Below are 23461 nucleotides of genomic sequence, written 5' to 3' on the forward strand. Positions count from 1 at the left end.
GTCACTTGAAGTGTTGAATGACACACCGCCTTCGCGAGCAAGCCCGCTCCCACACTTGATCTGTGGTGTATTCAAGAAATTTGATGCCTATAAAAACAGATGTTCGTGGAGCCTCGCCGATGAAATCCTGTGAAGTCAATTTTGACGGTCTCGTGGGGCCGACCCATAACTACGGCGGTTTGTCCTACGGCAACGTCGCGTCCCAGAGCAACAGCCAGCAGTCCTCCAACCCGAAGGAAGCAGCGCTGCAAGGCCTGGCGAAGATGAAAGCCCTGATGGAAATGGGCTTTGTGCAAGGTGTGCTGGCGCCCCAGGAACGTCCTGATGTGGCCGCCTTGCGCAGCCTCGGCTTTGCCGGTACCGACGCACACGTCATCCAGCAAGCCGCCAAGCAGGCGATGCCATTGTTGGTAGCAAGCTGCTCGGCGTCGAGCATGTGGGTGGCCAACGCCGCTACCGTCAGCCCGAGCGCCGACACAGCCGATGGCCGCGTGCATTTCACCGCCGCCAACCTCAACTGCAAATACCACCGCAGCATCGAACACCCGACCACCAGCCGCGTGCTGGGGGCGATGTTCGCCGATGGGAAACACTTCGCCCACCACGCCGCGTTGCCGGCGGTGGCGCAGTTCGGCGACGAAGGTGCGGCCAACCACACGCGTTTCTGCCGTGACTATGGCGAGGCGGGCGTAGAGTTTTTCGTGTTCGGGCGCAGCGCGTTCGACACCCGCTACCCGGCGCCGCAAAAGTACCCGGCGCGCCAGACCCTCGAAGCCTCCCAGGCGGTCGCCCGCTTGCACGGCCTGCGCGATGACGGCGTGGTCTTCGCCCAGCAGAACCCGGCGGTGATCGATGCCGGTGTGTTCCACAACGACGTGATCGCTGTGGGCAACGGTGAAGTGCTGTTCTATCACGAGGATGCGTTCCTCAATACCGAGCAGATGCTCGGCGAATTGCAGGGCAAGCTCGGCAAACTCGGCGGCAACTTCCAGTCGATCTGCGTGCCCCGGGCCCAGGTTGGCGTTGAAGACGCGGTGCGCTCCTACCTGTTCAACAGCCAGTTGCTGACCCGCGCCGACGGCTCGATGCTGCTGATCGTGCCGGAAGAATGCCGAGCCAACGAGCGCGTCTGGCAGTACCTGCAAGGCCTGACGTCTTCGGGCGGGCTGATCCGCGAAGTGAAAGTCTTCGACCTCAAGCAAAGCATGCAGAACGGCGGTGGCCCGGCGTGCCTGCGCTTGCGCGTCGCGTTGAATGAAACCGAACTGGCGGCGGTCAACCCAGGGGTTATCATGACGGCGCCGTTGTACGATACGCTCACCCAATGGGTCGACAAGCACTACCGCGACAGCCTGCGGGAAACCGACCTGGCTGACCCGCAATTGCTGCTTGAGTGCCGGACGGCACTGGATGAACTGACGCAAATCCTTAAACTGGGCTCGGTTTATCCTTTCCAGATCAATTAACGCCGCACGGCTGAGAACTATTTATGACCACCGACACCCTGAAACTGATCCTTGAAGACACCGACGGCACCCAGCTGGAAACTTCCTGCACCCGCGTCGCCGTGGTCTGGCAGGGCAAGGAGATCTGGATCCAGCACGACGGCCGTGGCCAACTGCTGATCGGCGTTGACGTGGAAGAAGGCGACGCCGAATACGCCAACCTGCTGATGCGTCCATTGGCGACCAACCTGATGAGCCTGGAACTGGAAATGGAACCGGCCGACGTTGAAGGTGATGACGACGATCACGTCCACGGCCCAGGCTGCAACCACTAAGGAAGCTGCTTAATGCTCGCCCTCGGCAAACTGCTTGAACTGACCCTCGCCGGTCGCGAACCGGCGCAAAAAATTCAACTGACTGTCGATGGCGTGCAACTGCGCTGGCTCAGTGAGGGCGCGCTTGAAGTGCGGCCTCCTGAGGCGCGGGACAACGGCAGCGATGTGCTGCTGTCGTCCGGCATCCATGGCAACGAAACCGCGCCGATCGAATTGGCCGACCGCTTGCTGCAGGGCATTGCCCGCGGTGAGATCAAGCCCCGTACCCGTATTCTGTTCCTGTTCGGTAACCCCGAGGCCATGCGTCGCGGCGAGCGTTATCTCGAACTGGACGTCAACCGGTTGTTCAACGGCCGACATGAACAAAGCATCGGCCCTGAAGCCATGCGCGCGGCCGAGCTTGAGCAGTTGGCCCGCACGTTCTTCAGCGTGCCTGGCCGTAGTCGGCTGCATTACGACCTGCACACCGCCATTCGTGGCTCGAAGATCGAGCAGTTCGCGCTGTACCCGTGGAAAGACGGTCGCCAGCACTCGCGCCATGAACTGGCGCGCCTGCGAGCTGCCGGCATGGAAGCGGTGCTGCTGCAGAACAAGACCTCGATCACCTTCACCGCGTTTACCTACGAGCAGTTGGAGGCCGAATCCTTCACCCTGGAGTTGGGCAAGGCCCGGCCGTTCGGGCAGAACCAGGGCGTGGACGTGTCGCGCCTTGAGGCCCGCCTCAAGCAGATCATCGAAGGCAACGAGCCGGTCACCGAAAGCCTGGACGGCCTGAAGCTGTTCAGCGTCTCCCGGGAAGTCATCAAGCACAGCGATACCTTCGTCCTGCATTTGCCGGCCGACGTGGAAAACTTTTCGGAATTGGAGAAGGGTTATCTGCTGGCCGAGGACATTGCCAAGACCCGCTGGGTAATCGAGGAGGAGGGCGCACGCATCATCTTCCCCAACCCGAAGGTCAAGAATGGTTTGCGAGCCGGGATATTGATTGTGCCGACCACGGATGCTGGCCTGGCCTGAGCCCCGAGTTTGACTCGGTCAAATGTGGGAGCGGGCTTGCTCGCGAAGGCGGTGGGTCAGTCACACATCTGTTGGCTGTCACACCGCTTTCGCGAGCAAGCCCGCTCCCACCCAAGCCCGCTCCCACATTTGCTTTGCAGTGTTTCTTAAACCGCTACCGCCCGTGGCTCACTGCGACGCAGCGCGCGAACCTTGTGCAGGGTGTCGGCGCAGGTGCGTGCCGCTTCCTGGCCCTTGTGCACGAAGTGGTCGTGGAAGAACGCATGGTGCTCGCTGCCCGCGTGGAAGTGGTGCGGGGTCAGGGATACCGAGAACACCGGCACTTCGGTTTCCAGCTGAACCTGCATCAGGCCGCTGACCACTGACTGGGCAACGAACTCGTGACGGTAGATCCCGCCGTCCACCACCAGGGCGGCCGCGACGATACCGGCATAACGGCCGGACTTGGCCAGCAGCTTGGCGTGCAGGGGCATTTCAAAGGCGCCGCCGACTTCAAAGAAATCGATGTCCGACTCCTGGTAGCCCTGGGCGATCATTTCGGCGAGGAAACCTTTACGGCTCTGATCGACAATATCCTTGTGCCAGCAGGCCTGGATAAACGCGACACGTTCGCCGTGATGGTTTTTGCTTTTGCTGTCGATTGCGGTGGGTTGCATGTTCTGACTCCTGTTTAAGAAAAAAACAGGGCGTTATGAATCGAATGGGATTTAAGGGTGCGGACAGCTGGTTCATGCAAACATGATGTCAGCGTGCGGCCCTTAGGTGCCAATCCCGTTCTCTCTTCATCCGGACTATGACCGTCGGCCCCGGGATCACACCGGGTCTGCTGACCTTGTCGCCGTACTGCCGAGGCAGTTCGAGGCGCCAAGCGCTCGCGGGCTATGCACATTGCGTGCAATTACCGCCGGTGGGGAGTTACACCCCGCCCTGAGAACGTTGCCACCAGAACCCTGGCGGCGGAGAGTTTTTATCATGGTTTTTCAAAAACTGCACGGTTGGTTTATCGATAACCTATATCGGTTTGTTTGGTTGGTATTCGATTGTGCAAGCACGGGGCTTGATATTCCGCGGGTTTGCCCGCAGTAATCGTTAACACAAGGAATGCCCCAATCCGTTAGAGGCGAGTTTGATGACCGTGATTGACCTGCGCAGCGACACCGTGACCCAGCCGACCCCCGGCATGCTCGACGCGATGGCCACCGCCGTCAGTGGCGACGACGTGTACGGCGAAGACCCGAGCGTCAATCGCCTGGAGGCCGAGCTGGCCAAGCGCCTGGGGTTTGCCGCCGCCTTGTTCGTGCCCACCGGCACCATGAGCAACCTGCTGGCGTTGATGGCGCACTGCGAGCGGGGCGAGGAATACATCGTCGGCCAGCAGGCCCACACCTACAAATACGAAGGTGGCGGCGCGGCGGTACTGGGTTCGATCCAGCCGCAGCCCTTGGAAGTGCAGGCCGATGGCTCCCTGAACCTTGAGCACGTGCTGGCGGCGATCAAACCGGACGACTTCCACTTCGCCCGTACCCGCTTGCTGGCGCTGGAAAACACCATGCAGGGCAAAGTCTTGCCGCTTGAGTACCTGGCGGCCGCGCGGGCATTTACCCGTGAGCACGACCTGGCCTTGCACCTGGACGGCGCGCGGCTCTACAACGCAGCGGTCAAGCTGGGTGTGGATGCCCGGGAAATTACCCAGCACTTCGATTCGGTGTCGGTGTGCTTGTCCAAAGGGCTGGGCGCGCCGATTGGCTCGGTGCTGTGCGGCTCCACGGCGTTGATCGCCAAGGCCCGCCGTTTGCGCAAGATGGTCGGTGGCGGCATGCGCCAGGCCGGATCGCTGGCGGCAGCGGGGCTGTATGCCCTGGATCACCAGGTTCAGCGCCTGGCCGACGACCATGCCAACGCCCAATGGCTGGGGGATGAACTGCGCAAGGCGGGTTATACGGTGGAGCCGGTGCAGACCAACATGGTCTACGTCGACATCGGTGATCGGGCCCAGGCCCTGAAGGCGTTTGCCGCCGAGCGCGGGATCAAGTTGAGCGTCGCGCCGCGTCTGCGCATGGTCACTCACCTGGACGTCAGCCGGGCGCAGATCGAGCAAGTGCTGGCGACATTCGTCGAGTTTTCCCGAAAATGACAGTGCAGACCGTCTAATTGACTGTTTCTATCACATAAACACGCTGTACCACGGGCAAAGGGCCGATATAATGCGGCCCTTTGCCGTCGCTCCGTCTGATGACGTTTAGCACTGGCCTTTGGCCGCAGCCTCCGTGGAAGAACCTAATGAAAAGCGCAGAAATCCGTGAAGCCTTCCTTCGCTTCTTCGAAGAGCAAGGTCACACCCGTGTCGCCTCCAGCTCCTTGATCCCAGGCAATGACCCAACCCTGCTGTTCACTAACGCGGGGATGAACCAGTTCAAGGACTGCTTCCTGGGCCAGGAAAAGCGCGCCTACACCCGCGCCACCAGCAGCCAGAAGTGCGTACGCGCCGGCGGCAAGAACAGTGACCTGGAAAACGTGGGTTACACCGCGCGGCACCACACCTTCTTCGAAATGCTGGGCAACTTCAGCTTTGGCGACTATTTCAAGAAAGATGCGATCACCTTCGCCTGGACCTTCCTGACCGGCGTGCTGAAGCTGCCAAAGGAAAAGCTCTGGGTGACCGTGTATGCCTCCGATGACGAAGCCTACGACATCTGGACCCAGCAAATCGGTGTGCCGGTTGAGCGCATGATTCGCATCGGCGACAACAAGGGCGCGCCTTACGCCTCCGACAACTTCTGGACCATGGGTGATACCGGCCCGTGCGGCCCGTGCACCGAGATTTTCTACGACCACGGCGCCGACATCTGGGGCGGCCCACCAGGCTCGCCGGAAGAAGACGGCGACCGTTACATCGAAATCTGGAACAACGTGTTCATGCAGTTCAACCGCACCGCCGACGGCGTGTTGCATCCGTTGCCAGCCCCGTCGGTCGACACCGGCATGGGCCTGGAGCGGATCAGTGCGGTGATGCAGCACGTTCACTCCAACTACGAGATCGACCTGTTCACCAACCTGCTGAGCGCTTCGGCCGCGGCCATAGGTTGCGCCAACGACAATCAGTCTTCGCTCAAGGTTGTATCGGACCACATTCGCTCTTGCGGCTTCCTGATCGCCGATGGCGTGCTGCCGTCGAACGAAGGCCGTGGCTACGTGCTGCGCCGCATCATCCGTCGCGCCTGCCGCCACGGTAACAAGCTGGGTGCCACCGGCAGCTTCTTCTACAAGATCGTTGCCGCGCTGGTGGCCGAGATGGGCGAAGCCTTCCCGGAACTCAAGCAGCAGCAAGCCAACATCGAGCGCGTGCTCAAGGCTGAAGAAGAGCAGTTCTCCAAGACCCTGGAGCACGGCCTGAAGATCCTCGAACAGGACCTGGCTGAACTCAAAGGCACCGTGGTGCCGGGCGACGTGGTGTTCAAGCTGTACGACACCTACGGTTTCCCGATGGACCTGACCGCCGATATCGCCCGCGAACGCGAGCTGACTGTCGATGAGGCAGGCTTTGAGCGTGAGATGGAAGCCCAGCGCGTGCGTGCCCGTTCCGCCAGCTCCTTTGGCCTGGACTACAACACCCTGGTAAAGGTTGATGTGGCGACTTCGTTCATTGGTTATGAGGCCACCGTTGGCTCGGCCAAGATCGTGGCTATCTATAAGGATGGCAAGTCGGTCGACGTGTTGAACGAAGGTGACGAGGCCGTTGTGGTCCTCGATCAGACCCCGTTCTACGCCGAATCCGGTGGCCAGGTCGGTGACTGTGGTTTCCTGAGTTCGACGTCCGGTCGTTTTGAAGTGCGCGACACCACCAAGACCGGCGGTGCTTTCCTGCATCACGGTGTGCTGGTGCTGGGTAACCTGACCGTCGGCGCGCCGGTGGACACGCAGGTAGATGCCGACGTACGGCATGCAACTGCTTTGAATCATTCGGCCACTCACTTGCTGCACGCTGCATTGCGTCAGGTGTTGGGTGAGCATGTGCAGCAGAAGGGTTCGCTGGTGGATAGCCAGCGCCTGCGCTTTGACTTCAGTCATTTCGAGGCGATCAAGCCTGAGCAGTTGAAGGCCCTGGAAGACATCGTCAACGCCGAGATTCGCAAGAACACCCCGGTGGAAACCGAAGAAACCGACATCGAGACCGCCAAGAAAAAAGGCGCCATGGCGCTGTTTGGCGAGAAGTACGGCGACGAAGTGCGCGTGCTGAGCATGGGCGGCAGCTTCTCGGTGGAGCTGTGTGGCGGTATCCACGCCAGCCGTACCGGCGACATCGGCCTGCTGAAAATCATCAGCGAAGGCGGTGTGGCTTCCGGCGTGCGTCGTATTGAAGCGATCACCGGTGCTGCGGCCCTGGCTTACCTCAATGCGGCTGAAGAACAACTCAAGGAAGCAGCCGGCCTGGTCAAGGGCAGCCGCGACAACCTGATCGACAAGCTCGCAGGCGTACTGGAGCGTAACCGTCAGTTGGAAAAACAGCTGGAGCAGTTGCAGGCCAAGGCGGCCAGCGCGGCGGGCGATGATCTGTCGGCCTCAGCCCTGGACGTCAAAGGCGTGAAGGTCCTGGCCGTGCGCCTGGACGGTCAGGATGGCAAGGCGCTGTTGGCCTTGGTCGATCAGTTGAAGAACAAGCTCGGCCGCGCAGTGATCCTGCTCGGCAGTGTGCACGAGGATAAGGTCGTTCTGGTTGCCGGTGTAACCAAAGACCTGACTGGCCAACTCAAGGCCGGTGATTTGATGAAACAAGCCGCTGCGGCAGTGGGCGGGAAGGGCGGTGGTCGTCCGGACATGGCGCAAGGCGGTGGTGTTGATGCCGGTGCCCTGGACGCGGCCCTGGCCCTGACCGTGCCGTTTGTCGAGGCAGGTATTTAAGACGCTGTTAATGAGCCCGTGGTCTAGTCGCGGGCTCGGTCAGTGCTGGTTGATTGAATAATGGGCGCCCCTTTACGGGCTGAGGCGGCTTAGAAATGGCTTTGATCGTACAGAAATTTGGAGGCACCTCGGTCGGCTCCGTCGAACGAATCGAGCAGGTTGCCGACAAGGTTAAGAAATTCCGCGATGCCGGCGATGACCTGGTGGTGGTGCTGTCGGCCATGAGCGGCGAGACCAATCGCCTGATCGATCTGGCCAAGCAAATCAGTGGCGATCAACAACCGGTTCCCCGTGAGCTGGACGTGATCATTTCCACCGGTGAGCAGGTGACCATCGCGTTGCTGGCCATGGCGCTGAATAAGCGTGGTGTGCCAGCGGTGTCCTACACTGGCAACCAGGTCCGCATTCTTACGGACAGCGCGCACACAAAAGCGCGCATCCTGCAGATTGATGACCAGAAGATTCGCGCTGACTTGAAGGCCGGTCGTGTGGTGGTTGTCGCCGGTTTCCAGGGCGTCGACGAGCACGGTAACATCACCACTCTCGGTCGTGGCGGTTCCGACACCACCGGCGTGGCGCTGGCGGCAGCCCTGAAGGCTGACGAATGCCAGATCTACACCGATGTGGACGGCGTCTACACCACTGACCCACGGGTTGTGTCCGTGGCTCAGCGCCTGGACAAGATCACCTTCGAAGAGATGCTGGAAATGGCCAGCCTCGGTTCCAAGGTGCTGCAGATCCGTGCCGTTGAGTTCGCCGGCAAGTACAACGTTCCGCTGCGCGTACTGCACAGCTTCAAGGAGGGTCCGGGCACCCTCATTACTATTGATGAAGAGGAATCCATGGAACAGCCGATCATTTCCGGCATCGCTTTTAACCGCGATGAAGCCAAGCTGACCATCCGTGGCGTGCCAGACACCCCGGGCGTGGCCTTCAAGATTCTCGGGCCAATCAGCGGCGAAAACATTGAAGTGGACATGATCGTGCAGAACGTTGCGCACGATAACACCACCGATTTCACCTTCACCGTGCACCGCAACGAGTACGATGCGGCGCAGAAGGTGTTGCTGAACACCGCGAGCGAGATTGGCGCCCGTGAAGTGGTTGGCGATACCAAGATTGCCAAGGTATCGATCGTGGGCGTGGGCATGCGTTCCCATGCGGGCGTTGCCAGCCGCATGTTCGAAGCCCTGGCCAAGGAAAGCATCAACATCCAGATGATCTCCACGTCGGAAATCAAGGTGTCGGTGGTGATCGAAGAGAAGTACCTGGAACTGGCTGTGCGCGCACTGCATACCGCTTTTGAGCTGGACGCTCCGGCCCGACAGGGCGAGTGATGCGTTGCCCGAAAGGCGCGGTTAACCGCGCCTTTCATTTTTTTGTCGGGCGCACGGTGAAGACCTGTTCTTTTACCTGTGCTCGACAATACTTAGGCGGGTAGGACTACGACCATTTGGTTGTAGGTCGAAGGCCTTTTTTTTGCAGACTGTTGTTCCTGAACTGAAATGCGTGAGGAGAAAGGTATGTTGATTCTGACTCGTCGATGCGCAGAAAGCCTGATTATTGGTGATGGCGAAATCACCGTGACCGTGCTCGGCGTTAAAGGCAATCAAGTGCGTATTGGGGTTAACGCTCCGAAAGAGGTGGCTGTCCACCGCGAGGAAATCTACCTGCGGATCAAGAAAGAGAAGGACGAAGAACCAAGCCATTAATTTTTATCGTTTTTTATGTTTGCAAACGGGGATGAAGCTGGTTAATATACGCCCCGTGTTGCGGAGAGCTGGCCGAGTGGCCGAAGGCGCTCCCCTGCTAAGGGAGTACACCTCAAAAGGGTGTCGGGGGTTCGAATCCCCCGTTCTCCGCCATTATTTGCTTAGTACGTTGCAATCTGGTTTTTTCGCTAAGTGGTTGAAACTAAACGAGAAAATAGCTTTACATAGAGATTGAACGGCCTATAATGCGCGGCAACAAATGCACTCGTAGCTCAGCTGGATAGAGTACTCGGCTACGAACCGAGCGGTCACAGGTTCGAATCCTGTCGAGTGCACCATTTAAGAGTTAGTTGCAGTAATGCAGGTAGCTTGGCTTCAGCCAGTTGTGATCTGGTCTAAAAACACAATCTGCACTCGTAGCTCAGCTGGATAGAGTACTCGGCTACGAACCGAGCGGTCACAGGTTCGAATCCTGTCGAGTGCACCAAACAACAAAAAGCCCGCCTAGTGCGGGCTTTTTGCCGTCTGGGTTTTTTATTTCCCAGGGCGCCTTTTTCTCCCGCCCATGTGTTTTCCTTTCGGCCTGCGGCGTCGCAGTTCTTATGTGTGGCCAATGCTCAGCTTTGTGTCGCAAGCGCTTGTTCTTTCCAGTTTTTTGACGTTAAAAGCGCCCGCCGGTGTATCATTGCGCCCGTCAGCCCCGCCGGGGCTTGTGGAACACCTCCATGGACTTACCCAGTAGTTACTCAGTACCCCGTTCTACCAATCATGAATTGACTGATTGATCCTTCCGGCGTGCCCCGCTGCTGGGAGTGGAGTTCGCCTATGACCGAAGTTGAAGTAAAGAAAACACAAGAAAGCCTGCAGGATCGCCTGGCCCAAGTCGTCGAGCTGCTGCAGCGCCAGCGCGTGGTCGAAGACCTGACGCATCGCCAGGAAGGCGCGAACAATGACCGGGTCGAGAACCTGGTCCACCGGCAAAACCTTGTCGAGCTGCAACGCAAGCTCGATGACCTGCACTCTGCCGACGTCGCCTACATCCTCGAAGCCTTGCCGCTTAATGACCGTCTGACGCTTTGGCAGTTGGTCAAGGCTGACCGCGACGGCGACATCCTCCTCGAAGTATCCGACTCGGTCCGTGAAACCCTGATCGCCGACATGGACGATCATGAGCTGCTGGCTGCCGCCAGGGATATGGATGCCGACGAACTCGCTGACCTGGCTTCCGAGCTGCCGCGTGACGTCGTCCATGAGCTGATGGAAACCCTCGACGGCCAACAGCGTGAGCGCGTGCGCTCGGCGTTGTCCTACGACGAGGAGCAGGTTGGTGCGTTGATGGACTTCGAGATGGTCACCATCCGCGAAGACGTCAGCCTGGAAGTGGTTCTGCGTTACCTGCGTCGCCTCAAGGAGCTGCCAGGCCACACCGACAAACTGTTCGTGGTCGATTACGAAGGCATTCTCAAGGGCGTGCTGCCGATCAAGCGCCTGCTGGTCAATGACCCAGACAAGAAAGTCGCGGACGTCATGGCCAGTGATCCGGTGAGTTTCCATCCGGACGAGGACGCTTATGACGCCGCCCAGGCGTTCGAGCGTTATGACTTGATCTCGGCCCCGGTGGTCGACAAGAACGGCAAGCTGATCGGCCGTCTGACCATCGATGAAATGGTCGACCTGATTCGTGAGGAGAGCGAAAGCGAAGTCCTCAACATGGCCGGTCTGCGCGAAGAAGAAGATATTTTTGCGTCGGTCTGGAAGTCCCTGCGTAACCGCTGGGCGTGGCTGGCGGTCAATTTGATTACCGCGTTTATTGCTTCACGGGTCATCGGCCTGTTTGAAGGCTCCATCGAGAAGCTGGTGGCCTTGGCTGCGCTGATGCCGATTGTGGCGGGTATTGGTGGTAACTCGGGTAACCAGACCATCACCATGATCGTACGTGCCATGGCGCTGGATCAGGTGGGTACCGGGCATGGTAAGCGTTTGATGCGCAAGGAGCTTGCGGTCGCGCTGATCAACGGCGTGGTGTGGGGTGGTGTTATCGGTATCGTGGCGTATCTGCTGTATGGCAGTTGGTCGCTCGGTGTGGTCATGACCGCGGCCATGACGCTTAACCTGTTGTTGGCGGCCTTGATGGGGGTTCTGATTCCCATGACCCTGGTACGCCTTGGGCGAGACCCGGCCATGGGCGCCAGTGTGATGATCACGGCCATGACCGACAGTGGCGGCTTCTTTATCTTCCTTGGCCTGGCCACGATCTTCCTGCTTTGATCCCTTCCTTCGGTCAGGGGGCTTTTGCCCCTTGATCGGCTCTTTACCAAATCCCAGGCAAAAAAAAGCCAGCGCATGGCTGGCTTTCAGCTTTCGGTTGCCAATCAGTTGGCTTCTGCGGCTGCCTCAACGTCGTGGGCAATAAGCGAGACGAGAGCATTTTGCTGGCGGTGGGAGAGCTGACGAAAACGCTGCAGCAGTTCGCGTTCGTGCAGTGACAGCTCGGGGCTGTCCAGGCGCATGCTCAGCTCTTCGCCCAGCGCACCTTCCTGAATCAGGCTTTGTTCCAGGCGTGCGATGATTTCGGAGTTCATGCTGCGGTGATGATTGCGAGCCACCTCGGCAATGCGTTCCCGCATTCCGTCTGGCAGACGTACGACGAACTTGTCAGCCGTACGGCTGGAATAAATTGCCTGTTTCAATGGGCGCATATATTTAACCGGTTAGTTCAGGGGAGCGGTTTTTGGAATTGGCCGCAAGATGCATGTTAGGACAAGGCTTGCTGCCAAATGTTCAACCTGAATTGCAAAGAGGCCGCATCATGCCTCAGATTTGCCAGTTCCTTGGCGTCAATTCTGTGACAAATATTGAACCGGCTACCGGCTTTATGCCAGTACTCATTTCAAAATTTGCGGACTGGTTGGAAAACTTTTCCGCGAGCGAACCCAAATGGGTATCGAGACCGCAGGCCCTAGGCGCAAAAGGCTTTTCGGGCGCACATCCTATAGCAATATGGCCTTTTGCCCTTAACTTTAAGATTAGTGGCAAATTGCCAATTTACGAGGGCGGAGCGACATATGGTCAGCTGCTCGGACGAATGAACCGGCGGGTAACAGCTATTTTCGGAAGGGCGACGAGCGGGGATTCAGCGCAGTACGGGATCGAATTTGATGCGGCGACCAATGATGATTGCCAGTACCCACAGGCTGCCAAATACGCCAGCGGCAACGAAAGAGACAGTCTGTACGTCTTGCGACAATACGTTCAAGCCGAGGCCGACGGCGGCCAGGGCCAGGGTCAGAAACAGCCAGGCGGACTTGGTCATGGAATACTCCGGTAAGCGGTTCAGAAAACCCAGTGTTCAGCGGCAGGGGCGGCTTGTGTGCCTTGGGTCAGTTGCAGCGGTGATTGCATGTTCGGCTTCATGACCGCTAACTGCGGGCGTTGCTGCAAGTGATGGGGAATCGCCTGGCTGACCTGTGCCGCGTCATCGGCGGTGTTGGATTGAAAATGGAACATCACCAGCGCAGCCAATGCCACGGTATTGAGGGCTAGTAGAAGTGCGCTGTTCATGGGCATGTTCTCCGCAGGTGGCTGGGCCGGACTGTATTTGTAGGATAAAGGATTGCAGGCGCCGTGCCAGTCTTTATTTGATAATAAAACCTTTAAAATCAAATAGTTAAATACGGTCAGAGTTGTCGTGATGTTGCAATTTGCAATGATGGCATTTTGGAAGAGTGCATTTTGCACGATGGCTGCGGATTGCCCGTAATCATTGAGCGGAATGCGACTTGCGATCGCGGGCATGGGCCTACACTCAAAAAGCCCACGGACGACATGACAAAATTGACCTGCGCCGTTAACATGCACGCCGTCTATCGCCGCGCCTCTGGCCCGATGGCTGTCATTTGTCCCAGTAGCTCAATTGGATAGAGCATCCCCCTCCTAAGGGGAAGGTTGGCCGTTCGAACCGGCCCTGGGACACCACATAACCGTTGCTGCTCACGTGGCCTCAACGTCAGAAAGCCCCGATCAGATTTATCTGGCGGGGCTTTTTTGTGGCCGGGCCCCTGAGCGCGGCAGTCTTTTCAAACACCGACCGAACCTTGCCGACGTTTGAGGTTCACACGGGAGGCAAGGGCGGGGGCGGCGCAAGTATTCGTCTGCATCGTGTACCTCGCAGGTCACTGTCGAGCGTCTGACACGTAGCCTATTGGCATGAGCAAAATAATCCCCGGCAACCGTGTGTTTTGGCTGTCCGGACCTTCGACCCGGGACTATCATTCCGATAGCCCTGAACCCCATTGCAAGGAGCCGCTCGGAACGCCGATGCGCCAGATCTGGAAACCTTTTCGAGCCCTTTATTTTGCTTCCCTGATGATGCTGATCGGCTCCGGCCTGCTCAGTACTTACCTGGCCTTGCGCCTGGCGGCAGACCATGTCGACAGCCTGTGGGTGGGTGCGCTGATGGCCGCCAACTACTTTGGCCTGGTGCTGGGCGGCAAGATCGGTCACCGACTGATTGGCCGCGTCGGGCATATCCGGGCCTACGCCACCTGTGCCGGGATCGTCGGCGCGGCGGTGTTGGGCCACGGGCTGATCAACTGGCTGCCAGCCTGGATTGTGCTGCGGATGATTGTCGGCCTGGGCATGATGTGCCAGTACATGGTCATCGAGAGCTGGCTTAACGAGCAGGCTGAAGCCAAGCAGCGCGGTGCGGTGTTCAGCGGCTATATGATCGCTTCATACCTCGGCCTGGTGCTGGGCCAACTGATCCTCGTGATGCATCCGCAATTGGGTCTTGAGCTGCTGATGCTGGTCGCGCTGTGTTTTGCCCTGTGCCTGGTGCCGGTGGCCATGACCCGGCGTATTCACCCGGCGCCCCTGCACCCTGCCCCAATGGAGCCGCGCTTCTTTATCAAGCGGGTGCCACAGTCCCTCAGTACGGTATTGGGGGCGGGGCTGATCGTGGGCTCGTTCTATGGTCTGGCGCCGCTCTACGCGTCCCAGCAGGGGCTGACCACCGAGCAGGTCGGCCTGTTCATGGGTAGCTGCATTTTTGCCGGGCTGCTGGTGCAGTGGCCGCTGGGCTGGTTGTCTGATCGTTATGACCGCGCGCTGTTGATTCGCTGCTTTGCCTTGTGCCTGGCGGTGGCTGCGTTGCCTTTGGCAATCATGACCCAGGTGCCGCTGGAAGTGCTGTTTGTTGCCGGCTTCCTGTGTTCTCTGGTGCAGTTTTGCCTGTACCCGCTGGCCGTGGCGTTTTCCAACGACCACGTCGAGGGTGATCGCCGGGTCTCGCTCACCGCGATGCTGCTGGTGACCTACGGTGTGGGCGCCAGTATCGGCCCGCTGTTGGCCGGTGTGGTGATGAAGCTGTTCGGCAGCCACATGCTGTACGCGTTTTTCAGTGTGTGTGCGTTGATCCTGGTCTGGCGCATCCGGCCCAAGGCGGTCACCAACCTGCATCAGGTGGACGACGCGCCGCTGCATCACGTGGCGATGCCCGACAGCATGTCCAGTTCGCCGCTGGTGGCGTGCCTCGACCCACGTGTGGACGAGCAGGTGGTTCAGGACCAGATGCAGACCGCCGTTCCGGACCCTGAGCCTGAGGCAGGTCCCGAGCCGGTGGTGGATGAACAGGAGCCTGTCACCGAGCCCCCGGAGCATCCCGACCCGGATGATCACCCACACGACTTGAGCAGGGCGCGCCCCTGAAAGCAAAAACGGGCAGTTCCTCTAAGGAGCTGCCCGTTTTTTTTGTCGCGACCTGTACTGCTTAAAAATCGTCGTCCTTGTCAAACCGACGCGCTTCACGCTGCAGTTGGTAGACAAACCGCTCGACCTGGCGCTGCACCAGCCCGCTCATGTTGTGAAAGCGTACGCCGGCGAAGGTGGTGTTGATCCTTTCTTCGAAGTGCAGGTAACGCAGTTCCACCGAGGTGGTCATGCTGCCAAAGGGCAGGGCGGCGATGAAGCGGTCGTAGACCTGGCCCAGTTGCAGGCGCTCGGAGATATCCCCTTCGAAACGCAATTTGCAGCCGGTGGCGGAAATATCCAGCAGCTTGCCGCCGATGGGGGCCTTGAGTTTGTCGCCACCCAGCTCCACGCCCACCAGTTGTGCCAGCTTCAGGGCGGCGCGGAAGGCATTGCGGCGCTGATGGTAGATCACTTCGTCGGGCATGCTGCCGCGATAAATGCGGTGGCCGCCGGCTTCGTCGACCGTCAGGGTGCCGTTGCTTTCCCAGGCCACTCGCACGCCATCGTGGAAACCTTCGATACGGAAAGCTTCGCCATTCTCAAGGTAGCGTTCGCCGTCCCGCGGGATCATTTCGTCCAGTGCCAGCGTCTTGCTGTCCCGGTCGATTTCGACCAGGTAGCTTTGAAAGCGCTGGTTGCGTTCGTGGAAGGTGATGATCAGCGGATCATGGCTCTCTTGCAGCATCCGCAAGGTGCCCGCGATTTCCAGCGGCGTGGTGAGTACCTTGGGTGGCTGCGGAGCATCTTCCGCGTTAAGGGCATTGAACACGGTTCTTCCATCTCCAGACAAAATACGACTACACGCAAGTGAAGTCATTTTGCCAGCATGTGGCGCGCCTTGGATAGGGCGCGCTTAAACTGGTTTCAGGCTTGGCTGCGGGTGCTTGGCTTGGCCAGGCGTGAGGTGGAGCCTTGAGCGTTGTAGAGGGCCGGAGGCTCGCCGCCGTGGAGGATACGCAACTGATTGGCGGTCGTGGCTTGTTGCAGCTGGATCGCCTGGCCGTTGAGGACGTTGGTTTCCTGGCACAGGGTCAGCAACTGGTTGAGTTCTTTGCTCTGGGCCAGCAACTGGTCGCCGACCGTGGAGTGGCTGGCGAGTTGCTCCAGGCCCTTGTGGTCGGCCGGGAGGCCCAGGCTGACGAGGATCTGGCTGCGCTTCTTGCCGTGCTGTTCCAGCAGGACGATCAGCGATTGCTTGCGCGCCAGGATTTCTTCCAGCATGCGCATGTCCCGGCCAAACAGGGCCAGGGACTCTTCCCGAAGTAGCTCCAGCAAGTGCTGCGCGGGAGCCAGATCTTCAATGATCAGTTGTAGCAAGTTTTCGTCGTGCATGGCTGGCCTTGGGGTTTAAGCGTCCAAAAGCCTGGCGCAGGCCTTTGCCTAGCGCTCGGCTTCGAAGTTAAGCAGCTTGCTGGCTACACGGTTGCTGTCGACCTTATAGCTGCCATCCGCAATCGCCTGCTTCAATTCGGCCACGCGGGCTTTATTGACAACCGGTTGATCGCTCAGCGAGTCAGTGACCTTCTGCAACTGTTGAGCCTCATTGCTCAGGTGTACCGATTCCCCGCTTTGGCTGGCACCGGCCTGTTCTGTCTTGGCAGGCAGAGGCTGGGACTTGGCTTCAACGCTGTCTTTGGCACCGCTGGTGCGCGAAGAGCTGGGCGTTGGCAGGGCGTTATTCAAACGACTAAAATCGATGACCATGTTAAAAAAACCTCTGGGTATTTGGACGCTTGCCATGTTTTCGGCCATACCCGGACAAACTTTAGGCTCGATTGACAATAAACCTATACGCGATGCTGCTTTGCGCACAGTGTAGGAAAAGCTGGCGTCCTATGCCAGTGATCTATAACGCCACCTCAACTTGCCCCGGTGCAGTCACCCGGGCCTTGATCACTCGGTTGGAGTTGAGGTTCTTGACCCGAATCTGTTCACTCATGCCGCCATTGGACAGGGCTTCCCCCGGCATTTTTACATTCAGGCCGCCGCTGCTGGCGGAAATCACCACCTGGTCGCCTTTGCGCACCACTTCGGCCTGTTCAAGATGCACCAAAGTAATCACCTGGTCGGCGACCATTGGTCGGGTAAGTTTCTGCCCGATCGCCTGGTCCACGGACGTGAGATAACTCTGGGTGATCAGGCTGATGTCTCGTTCGCGCATCGCAACGTCGTCATAACCAATGATTCCGGTGCGTTTGAGCGGGCGGGTAACCACCACGACGTCGCGAAACAGTTTGACCTGGGCCGGCACAAACACCGTCCAGGGCGAGGCGCCTTCGCAGCGCACCTTCACGGTCACGCGCCCGACGGGCTGGGCGGGGCTTTCCAGGGAGGCTGTCAATTCCTTGTCGCACATGGGCATGCGCAGGCGCGGATCCAACTGGTTAACCTGGATTTCATAGCGCCCGGGCGTCTGGGTGGTCGCCAGATAATCTTCTACAGTGAACTCAAGAAAGCCTTGAGTGACGCCGATAAGTAGATCAGGCAAGGTGACGTTATCGGCGCGGGCCGGCTGGCCCGCAGCCAAGACAAGCAACGCCATCGAGACGCAGAGCAATCTGCGGTACTGTGGGGGTCGGAGGCGTCGGGAAACTGTCGTTTTGATGTCCATGGCCAATAAAAAAGCAAAGCTCGTGCCGTTTAGTGTTGGGTACGCGTCGTACCCTTAAGTTTTAGCGTAGGAGTCTGGGCATGGCCGGTGTAATGGATTCAGTGAACCAGCGCACACAGCTGGTGGGGCAGAATCGCCTGGAGTTGCTGCTGTTTCGTCTCGACGGCAAGCAGCTTTACGGGATTAACGTCTTCAAGGTTCGGGAAGTGTTGCAGTGTCCCAAGCTGACAATAATGCCCAAGTCCAGCCCGGTGGTTTGCGGTGTGGCGAACATCCGTGGCGCGACCATCCCGATTCTTGACCTGGCATTGGCCACCGGTTCGGCGGGTTTGCAGGACCGCGAGAATCCGTTCGTGATCATCACCGAGTACAACACCAAGACCCAGGGTTTCCTGGTGCGCTCGGTGGAGCGCATCGTCAACATGAACTGGGAAGAGATCCATCCGCCGCCCAAGGGCACCGGCCGCGATCACTACCTCACGGCCGTGACGCGGGTCGACAACCAGTTGGTGGAAATCATCGACGTAGAGAAAATCCTCGCCGAAGTGGCCCCGACCTCGGAGTCGATTTCGGTTGGTGTGGTAGACGCCGAGACCGCGCACAAGGCGATCTCGCTGCGGGTGCTGACGGTGGACGACTCCTCGGTGGCGCGCAAACAGGTGTCCCGCTGCCTGCAGACGGTTGGCGTTGAAGTGGTGGCGCTCAATGACGGTCGCCAGGCCCTGGATTACCTGCGCAAGCTGGTGGACGAGGGCAAGAAGCCGGAAGAAGAGTTCCTGATGATGATCTCCGACATCGAGATGCCGGAAATGGACGGCTACACCCTCACGGCCGAGATACGCAACGACCCGCGCATGCAAAAATTACATATCATCCTGCATACTTCGTTGTCGGGTGTATTCAATCAGGCGATGGTCAAGAAGGTCGGTGCCGATGACTTTTTGGCCAAATTCCGCCCTGATGACCTGGCATCCCGGGTAGTCGACCGGATCAAGGCAGCAGATCACGGCTAGGGGCTTTTTCCCTGGCGGTCACACGATTTAAGAGGCGGTACCATTGTCTACGGGTAATTTGGATTTCGAACAGTTCCGGGTCTTCCTGGAAAAAGCCTGTGGCATATTGCTCGGTGAAAACAAGCAGTACCTGGTATCCAGCCGTCTCAACAAACTGATGGAGCAGCAAGGCATCAAGTCCCTCGGGGAGTTGGTGCAACGGATCCAGGGCCAGCCGCGCAGCGGGCTCAAGGAGATGGTGGTCGATGCCATGACCACCAACGAAACCCTGTGGTTTCGCGATACCTATCCGTTTGAAGTGCTCAAGAACAAGGTGCTGCCCGAGGCGATCAAGGCCGCTCCCGGCCAGCGCCTGCGCATCTGGTCGGCAGCCTGTTCATCGGGGCAGGAGCCGTATTCGATTTCGATGTCCATCGATGAGTTCGAGCGGACCAACATGGGCCAGTTGAAGGCCGGGGCGCAAATTGTGGCCACGGACTTGTCCGGCACCATGCTCACCAACTGCAAGACCGGCGAATACGACAGCCTGGCACTGGGGCGCGGGTTGTCCCCGGAGCGCTTGCAGCGTTTCTTCGATCCCAAGGGGGCGGGGCGTTGGGCGGTCAAGGCACCGATCAAGAGCCGGGTGGAGTTTCGTTCGTTCAACCTGCTGGACAGTTACGCCAGCCTCGGCAAGTTCGACATGGTGTTTTGCCGCAATGTGTTGATCTACTTCTCGGCAGAGGTGAAGAAAGACATTCTGTTGCGCATCCACGGCACCCTCAAGCGTGGCGGTTATCTGTTCCTTGGCGCTTCCGAGGCGCTGAACGGTTTGCCCGATCATTACCAGATGGTGCAGTGCAGTCCTGGGATCATTTACCAGGCCAAGTAACACGGTCTGAGTCTGAGTGAAGATCAAAATGTGGGAGCGGGCTTGCTCGCGAAAGCGGAGTTTCAGTCAAAGATGCATCGACTGACCCAACGTATTCGCGAGCAAGCCCGCTCTCACATTTTTTTGTGTACGGCCTGATATCCTTTTTGGCCATCCGCCGCAAAGCGGCAAGCCCTCATTGCCGCTTTACTGGCGTTTCGCGGAAACCCTTTGCCGCTTTTCTGGCATTGCCGCCGGCAATTCCCTCGCAAACCCTTGATTTACGGCGCTCAAGCAACTTGGCATGGCCCTTGCTAAATCCTAGTTACGAAAAGCAGGTCAGCCCCTAAAGGTTTCCGCCATGAGCATCAGCTTCGATAAAGCGCTCGGTATCCACGAACAAGCCCTGGGCTTCCGCGCCCAGCGTGCCGAAGTCCTGGCCAACAACATTGCCAATGCCGACACCCCGAACTACAAGGCTCGGGACCTGGACTTCTCTGCCGTGCTCGCCGCCCAGCAAGACAAGACCAAGAACGGCACCTTCGCCCTGAACATGACCAACAGCCGTCATATCGAAGCGCAAGGCCTGGGCAATGGTGACGAGTCGCTGCTGTATCGCACGCCGATGCAACCGTCGATCGACCAGAACACCGTGGATGCCCAGCTGGAGCAATCGGCCTACGCCGAGAACTCGGTGAACTTCCAGGCCAGCTTCACCCTGCTCAACAGCAAATTCAAAGGGCTGATGTCAGCCCTGCGTGGAGAGTAAGCCATGTCCCTTGCCAGTGTTTTCAATATTGCCGGTAGTGGCATGAGCGCCCAGACCACGCGCCTCAACACCGTCGCCAGTAACATCGCCAACGCCGAGACGGTGTCTTCGAGCATTGACCAGACCTACCGCGCCCGGCACCCGGTGTTCGCTACCATGTTCCAGGGCGGCCAAGGCGGCCAGAGCGGCAGCGGCGACTCGTTGTTCCAGAACCAGGATGCCGCAGGCCAGGGCGTGCAGGTGCTCGGTGTGGTCGAAGACCAGAGCAACCTCGACGCCCGCTACGAACCGAACCATCCCGCCGCTGACGCCAAAGGGTACGTGTACTACCCCAACGTCAACGTGGTCGAGGAAATGGCAGACATGATTTCCGCCAGCCGCTCGTTCCAGACCAACGCGGAAATGATGAACACCGCCAAAACCATGATGCAGAAAGTCCTGACCCTGGGTCAGTGATAAGGGGCGCCAAATAATGGCCATTGTTGATACCAGTTCGACGAACACGGCGGTCCAGGATCTTTTCAATTCAAAGGTCACCACCGCTTCCAGCAACAGCCTGGCAACTGCGACCAGCACGGCTACCGGCAGTCAGTCGCTGGGCAAGGATGCGTTCCTGCAACTGTTGGTTACCCAGCTGAAAAACCAGAACCCGCTGTCGCCCCAGGACAACGGCGCGTTCGTGGCACAGCTGGCGCAGTTCAGTAGCCTGGAAGGCATCAACACCCTGAACGACTCGGTGAATGCGATTTCCAGCAACTTCAGCTCGTCCCAGGCGCTGCAGGCTTCGTCGCTGGTAGGTCGCTCGGTGATCACCCAGACCAGTACGGCCATGGTTGATACCAGCAAGAGCATGACCGGTTCCGTGGCGGTGACGGCGGCGACGGGCAACGTCTCCATCAAGATCACCGACAAGGACGGCAACGCCGTCAGGACCATCGACATGGGCGCCCAGAGCGCCGGCAATTCCAGTTTTGTCTGGGACGGCAAAAACGATGCGGGCGAGACGGCGGCTGCCGGCACCTACACCTTCAATGCCACCACCAAGAATGACGCGGGTGACTCGGTTGCCCTGGCCACCTCGCTGCCGGCAACGGTGACCAGCGTGACCCTGAGCCAGACCGGCGGCGAAATGGTGCTCAACCTGGCGGGCGGCATGGGCAGTATCAAGCTGTCGCAAATTCAGACTATCGGTACATAGAGCCGGCTAACTACGGCAAAAGGAGAGAACAATGTCTTTTAACATCGGCCTTAGCGGCCTCTATGCGGCCAACAAACAACTGGACGTGACCGGCAACAACATCGCCAACGTCGCGACCACCGGTTTCAAATCGTCCCGTGCGGAGTTCGCTGACATCTACGCGGCTTCCAAGCTCGGCACCGGCCAGAACAGCATCGGTAACGGCGTGAACCTGGCGGCAGTGTCCCAGCAGTTTACCCAGGGTGACGTCAACAACAGCGGCGGTACGCTGGACATGGCGATCCAGGGTGGCGGCTTCTTCGTGCAGAAGGGCAGCGACGGCTCGCTGGAGTACACCCGTAACGGTGCCTTCCGTGCCGACAAGGACGGCTACATCACCAACAACACCGGTACCTCGCGTCTGCAAGGCTACGCGGCGGATGCCGACGGCAATATCATCAAGGGTGGCTTGACCGACCTGAAACTGGACCTGTCTAGCCTGCCGCCGAAGGCGTCCACCAAGGTGGACTCCACCAGTAACCTGAACTCCTCCGAGTTGCCGATCGATCAGACCACAAAGCCGTTTGATCCGACCGATACCACCACGTTCACTACCCAGTACAGCACCACCCTGTACGACACCCAGGGTAATGCGCACCCGATGGTGCAGTACCTGGTTAAAACCAACGACAACACCTGGAATTCCTACACGCTGATCGATGGCCGCAACCCGGATGGGTCCGCTCCTACCGGCACAGGCTCCACTGCACCGGTACCGTCGACATTGACCTTTGACTCCTCCGGCAAGCTCTCGAGCATTGTCACGGGCGGCGTGTCGGGCACAACCCTGACCATTTCCGGCTGGGTCCCCGGTACCGTCACCAATGGCGTATGGAAGGCAAATGGCGCGGCCTCCAACCCAACGGGCATTGCCGTCAACATGGCGAACATCACCCAGTACAACTCGGCCACTTACCGCAACCCGCCGACCACTGATGGCTACGCCACCGGTCAAATCACCGGGCTGAAAATCGACGGCAGCGGCGTACTGTTCGCCACGTTCAGCAACCAGCAGAGCAAGGCCGTCGGCCAGATCTCCCTGGCCAGCTTTAACAACGAGCAAGGCCTGCAACCAGCCGGCGGCACCACCTGGAAAGAAACCTTCGCCTCGGGCCAGCCGGGTTTTGATACCCCGCAAGTCGGTACCCTGGGTTCGATCGTGGCCAACTCCCTGGAGAACTCCAACGTCAACCTGACCAACGAGCTGGTGGACCTGATCAAGGCCCAGAGCAACTATCAGGCGAACGCCAAGACCATCTCCACCCAAAGCACCATCATGCAGACCATCATTCAGATGACCTGATGCTGTCGCTTTAACCCGCTCTGCCGAAAAGCCCCTCGATCGAGGGGCTTTTTTTTGGTCGTCCGTTGGAACGTGCCACGCCTGTTTTGCCACCTATCTAGCCGAGAGCTGTTGTGCTTTGTGATCATTGGGTGGGGGAGAAGGTATGTGGAATTCGTCGGTGGCGGGCCATGGCGCGGGGAGCGTACGTTATGACGGTGGGAGGGCGGTGCAGTACCTGAGGGGCGCCGGCGGCTCGCAAGGTACAAAGGATGACTTAACGTCCGATAAGGAAACCGTCACAAAACTGCTCCGCCAGCTTGATGACGCCGAGAAAACCGCCAAGAGCCAGACCGCCCAGGATCTGCGTGACAAGCTTCATGAAAAACGAAAAGAGCTTGGCGAGGATGCCTTCAAGGCGATCCTTGATCAATTGAAGAAAGAGCTGTCTGAGCAGTGGCTGGAGCTGTTGAAGAGGCTGTTTCCGGACTTGTTTCCGGATGCGCCTTCCCCTTCGCCGGCGCCCACCCCCTCGCCTGGTGG

The 23461-nt window shown here is 59.0% G+C and carries 23 protein-coding genes, 4 tRNA genes, 1 pseudogene and 1 riboswitch; of the genes and pseudogenes, 20 read left to right on the forward strand and 8 right to left on the reverse strand.

The features are described 5' to 3' along the window. Positions 1–119: 119 nt before the first annotated feature. The 3 genes from astB to astE are packed head-to-tail and all read left to right on the forward strand — an operon-like array spanning position 120 to position 2797. Complete coding sequence (gene astB, locus CEC48_RS27535) at positions 120–1466, forward strand: N-succinylarginine dihydrolase (RefSeq protein WP_088426593.1); 1347 nt, start codon at positions 120–122, stop codon at positions 1464–1466. Positions 1467–1489: 23 nt separating this feature from the next. Beyond that, positions 1490–1780: a topoisomerase II gene (locus tag CEC48_RS27540; protein WP_088426594.1), complete on the forward strand. Its 291-nt coding sequence runs from the start codon at positions 1490–1492 to the stop codon at positions 1778–1780. Between the two features lie 12 nt (positions 1781–1792). Then, positions 1793–2797: a succinylglutamate desuccinylase gene (gene astE / locus CEC48_RS27545; protein ID WP_088426595.1), complete on the forward strand. Its 1005-nt coding sequence runs from the start codon at positions 1793–1795 to the stop codon at positions 2795–2797. A gap of 146 nt (positions 2798–2943) precedes the next feature. Here astE and CEC48_RS27550 read toward each other — a convergent pair whose 3' ends face one another. Then, positions 2944–3453, reverse strand: coding sequence for a 6,7-dimethyl-8-ribityllumazine synthase (locus tag CEC48_RS27550; protein WP_088426596.1), 510 nt, complete (start codon positions 3451–3453; stop codon positions 2944–2946). 113 nt (positions 3454–3566) lie between these two features. Then, positions 3567–3736: riboswitch (FMN riboswitch) on the reverse strand. Between the two features lie 190 nt (positions 3737–3926). On the opposite strand from CEC48_RS27550, the gene ltaE reads away from it, so the two are divergent. The 8 genes from ltaE (at position 3927) to mgtE (ending at position 11676) form a co-directional block, all read left to right on the forward strand. Continuing rightward, positions 3927–4931 carry a low-specificity L-threonine aldolase gene (gene ltaE / locus CEC48_RS27555; RefSeq protein WP_088426597.1) on the forward strand — a complete coding sequence of 335 codons (1005 nt, stop codon included), beginning with the start codon at positions 3927–3929 and terminating at the stop codon, positions 4929–4931. 146 nt (positions 4932–5077) lie between these two features. Next, on the forward strand, positions 5078–7696 hold the full coding sequence (gene alaS, locus CEC48_RS27560; RefSeq protein WP_088426598.1) for an alanine--tRNA ligase: 2619 nt from the start codon (positions 5078–5080) through the stop codon (positions 7694–7696). Between the two features lie 95 nt (positions 7697–7791). After that, positions 7792–9033 (forward strand): aspartate kinase, encoded by a 1242-nt coding sequence (locus CEC48_RS27565; protein WP_010165647.1) that lies wholly within the window; start codon positions 7792–7794, stop codon positions 9031–9033. Between the two features lie 186 nt (positions 9034–9219). Further along, positions 9220–9408 (forward strand): carbon storage regulator CsrA, encoded by a 189-nt coding sequence (gene csrA, locus CEC48_RS27570; protein WP_002554426.1) that lies wholly within the window; start codon positions 9220–9222, stop codon positions 9406–9408. A gap of 62 nt (positions 9409–9470) precedes the next feature. Next, a tRNA-Ser gene (locus CEC48_RS27575) sits at positions 9471–9561 on the forward strand. 108 nt (positions 9562–9669) lie between these two features. Further along, positions 9670–9746 (forward strand) — tRNA-Arg (locus tag CEC48_RS27580). Between the two features lie 72 nt (positions 9747–9818). Beyond that, positions 9819–9895, forward strand: a tRNA-Arg gene (locus tag CEC48_RS27585). Positions 9896–10233: 338 nt separating this feature from the next. After that, positions 10234–11676, forward strand: a complete 1443-nt coding sequence (gene mgtE / locus CEC48_RS27590; RefSeq protein WP_088426599.1) for a magnesium transporter — start codon at positions 10234–10236, stop codon at positions 11674–11676. 104 nt (positions 11677–11780) lie between these two features. On the opposite strand, the gene CEC48_RS27595 is transcribed toward mgtE, so the two are convergent. From CEC48_RS27595 to CEC48_RS27605, 3 genes are all read right to left on the reverse strand, one after another. Beyond that, positions 11781–12107 carry an Arc family DNA-binding protein gene (locus CEC48_RS27595; RefSeq protein WP_003193592.1) on the reverse strand — a complete coding sequence of 109 codons (327 nt, stop codon included), beginning with the start codon at positions 12105–12107 and terminating at the stop codon, positions 11781–11783. A 434-nt stretch (positions 12108–12541) separates the two neighbouring features. Beyond that, complete coding sequence (locus CEC48_RS27600; RefSeq protein WP_088426600.1) at positions 12542–12721, reverse strand: PA3371 family protein; 180 nt, start codon at positions 12719–12721, stop codon at positions 12542–12544. A 20-nt stretch (positions 12722–12741) separates the two neighbouring features. Continuing rightward, on the reverse strand, positions 12742–12969 hold the full coding sequence (locus tag CEC48_RS27605; RefSeq protein ID WP_088426609.1) for a hypothetical protein: 228 nt from the start codon (positions 12967–12969) through the stop codon (positions 12742–12744). Positions 12970–13306: 337 nt separating this feature from the next. On the opposite strand from CEC48_RS27605, the gene CEC48_RS27610 reads away from it, so the two are divergent. After that, a tRNA-Arg gene (locus tag CEC48_RS27610) sits at positions 13307–13383 on the forward strand. A 342-nt stretch (positions 13384–13725) separates the two neighbouring features. Then, on the forward strand, positions 13726–15114 hold the full coding sequence (locus tag CEC48_RS27615; RefSeq protein ID WP_088426601.1) for an MFS transporter: 1389 nt from the start codon (positions 13726–13728) through the stop codon (positions 15112–15114). A 61-nt stretch (positions 15115–15175) separates the two neighbouring features. On the opposite strand, the gene CEC48_RS27620 is transcribed toward CEC48_RS27615, so the two are convergent. The 4 genes from CEC48_RS27620 to flgA form a co-directional block, all read right to left on the reverse strand. Further along, a complete protein-coding gene (locus CEC48_RS27620; protein ID WP_088426602.1) occupies positions 15176–15925 on the reverse strand; it encodes a flagellar brake protein in 750 nt (249 codons plus the stop codon). A 95-nt stretch (positions 15926–16020) separates the two neighbouring features. Next, entirely contained in the window at positions 16021–16488 is a 468-nt protein-coding gene (locus CEC48_RS27625) for a flagella synthesis protein FlgN (RefSeq protein ID WP_088426603.1), read from the reverse strand. Between the two features lie 48 nt (positions 16489–16536). Further along, a complete protein-coding gene (flgM, locus tag CEC48_RS27630; protein ID WP_088426604.1) occupies positions 16537–16860 on the reverse strand; it encodes a flagellar biosynthesis anti-sigma factor FlgM in 324 nt (107 codons plus the stop codon). A gap of 142 nt (positions 16861–17002) precedes the next feature. Beyond that, positions 17003–17767 (reverse strand): flagellar basal body P-ring formation chaperone FlgA, encoded by a 765-nt coding sequence (gene flgA, locus CEC48_RS27635; protein ID WP_088426605.1) that lies wholly within the window; start codon positions 17765–17767, stop codon positions 17003–17005. Between the two features lie 80 nt (positions 17768–17847). Between flgA and CEC48_RS27640 the strand changes: the two genes are divergently transcribed. The 7 genes and pseudogenes from CEC48_RS27640 to CEC48_RS27670 all read left to right on the forward strand — a co-directional run. Continuing rightward, a complete protein-coding gene (locus tag CEC48_RS27640) occupies positions 17848–18780 on the forward strand; it encodes a chemotaxis protein CheV (RefSeq protein WP_088426606.1) in 933 nt (310 codons plus the stop codon). A gap of 43 nt (positions 18781–18823) precedes the next feature. Beyond that, positions 18824–19651 (forward strand): protein-glutamate O-methyltransferase CheR, encoded by an 828-nt coding sequence (cheR, locus tag CEC48_RS27645; RefSeq protein WP_010165768.1) that lies wholly within the window; start codon positions 18824–18826, stop codon positions 19649–19651. A 340-nt stretch (positions 19652–19991) separates the two neighbouring features. Beyond that, positions 19992–20399: a flagellar basal body rod protein FlgB gene (gene flgB, locus CEC48_RS27650; protein ID WP_003214246.1), complete on the forward strand. Its 408-nt coding sequence runs from the start codon at positions 19992–19994 to the stop codon at positions 20397–20399. Between the two features lie 3 nt (positions 20400–20402). Continuing rightward, positions 20403–20855 (forward strand): flagellar basal body rod protein FlgC, encoded by a 453-nt coding sequence (gene flgC, locus CEC48_RS27655; protein ID WP_017475856.1) that lies wholly within the window; start codon positions 20403–20405, stop codon positions 20853–20855. A 16-nt stretch (positions 20856–20871) separates the two neighbouring features. After that, positions 20872–21597, forward strand: a complete 726-nt coding sequence (gene flgD / locus CEC48_RS27660) for a flagellar hook assembly protein FlgD (protein ID WP_088426607.1) — start codon at positions 20872–20874, stop codon at positions 21595–21597. Positions 21598–21628: 31 nt separating this feature from the next. Next, complete coding sequence (flgE, locus tag CEC48_RS27665; RefSeq protein WP_088426608.1) at positions 21629–22939, forward strand: flagellar hook protein FlgE; 1311 nt, start codon at positions 21629–21631, stop codon at positions 22937–22939. 145 nt (positions 22940–23084) lie between these two features. Next, positions 23085–23461: pseudogene (locus CEC48_RS27670) on the forward strand (hypothetical protein); the annotation flags it as partial.

It is taken from the genome of Pseudomonas sp. K2I15 (genome assembly GCF_002204795.1).
Classification (GTDB): Bacteria; Pseudomonadota; Gammaproteobacteria; order Pseudomonadales; family Pseudomonadaceae; genus Aquipseudomonas.

Coding starts and splice junctions, on each gene's coding strand:
- astB (WP_088426593.1), top strand. CDS start 120: ATGAAATCCTGTGAAGTCAATTTTGACGGTCTCGTGGGGCCGACCCAT.
- CEC48_RS27540 (WP_088426594.1), top strand. CDS start 1,490: ATGACCACCGACACCCTGAAACTGATCCTTGAAGACACCGACGGCACC.
- astE (WP_088426595.1), top strand. CDS start 1,793: ATGCTCGCCCTCGGCAAACTGCTTGAACTGACCCTCGCCGGTCGCGAA.
- CEC48_RS27550 (WP_088426596.1), bottom strand. CDS start 3,453: ATGCAACCCACCGCAATCGACAGCAAAAGCAAAAACCATCACGGCGAA.
- ltaE (WP_088426597.1), top strand. CDS start 3,927: ATGACCGTGATTGACCTGCGCAGCGACACCGTGACCCAGCCGACCCCC.
- alaS (WP_088426598.1), top strand. CDS start 5,078: ATGAAAAGCGCAGAAATCCGTGAAGCCTTCCTTCGCTTCTTCGAAGAG.
- CEC48_RS27565 (WP_010165647.1), top strand. CDS start 7,792: ATGGCTTTGATCGTACAGAAATTTGGAGGCACCTCGGTCGGCTCCGTC.
- csrA (WP_002554426.1), top strand. CDS start 9,220: ATGTTGATTCTGACTCGTCGATGCGCAGAAAGCCTGATTATTGGTGAT.
- mgtE (WP_088426599.1), top strand. CDS start 10,234: ATGACCGAAGTTGAAGTAAAGAAAACACAAGAAAGCCTGCAGGATCGC.
- CEC48_RS27595 (WP_003193592.1), bottom strand. CDS start 12,107: ATGCGCCCATTGAAACAGGCAATTTATTCCAGCCGTACGGCTGACAAG.
- CEC48_RS27600 (WP_088426600.1), bottom strand. CDS start 12,721: ATGACCAAGTCCGCCTGGCTGTTTCTGACCCTGGCCCTGGCCGCCGTC.
- CEC48_RS27605 (WP_088426609.1), bottom strand. CDS start 12,969: ATGAACAGCGCACTTCTACTAGCCCTCAATACCGTGGCATTGGCTGCG.
- CEC48_RS27615 (WP_088426601.1), top strand. CDS start 13,726: ATGCGCCAGATCTGGAAACCTTTTCGAGCCCTTTATTTTGCTTCCCTG.
- CEC48_RS27625 (WP_088426603.1), bottom strand. CDS start 16,488: ATGCACGACGAAAACTTGCTACAACTGATCATTGAAGATCTGGCTCCC.
- flgM (WP_088426604.1), bottom strand. CDS start 16,860: ATGGTCATCGATTTTAGTCGTTTGAATAACGCCCTGCCAACGCCCAGC.
- flgA (WP_088426605.1), bottom strand. CDS start 17,767: ATGGACATCAAAACGACAGTTTCCCGACGCCTCCGACCCCCACAGTAC.
- CEC48_RS27640 (WP_088426606.1), top strand. CDS start 17,848: ATGGCCGGTGTAATGGATTCAGTGAACCAGCGCACACAGCTGGTGGGG.
- flgB (WP_003214246.1), top strand. CDS start 19,992: ATGAGCATCAGCTTCGATAAAGCGCTCGGTATCCACGAACAAGCCCTG.
- flgC (WP_017475856.1), top strand. CDS start 20,403: ATGTCCCTTGCCAGTGTTTTCAATATTGCCGGTAGTGGCATGAGCGCC.
- flgD (WP_088426607.1), top strand. CDS start 20,872: ATGGCCATTGTTGATACCAGTTCGACGAACACGGCGGTCCAGGATCTT.
- flgE (WP_088426608.1), top strand. CDS start 21,629: ATGTCTTTTAACATCGGCCTTAGCGGCCTCTATGCGGCCAACAAACAA.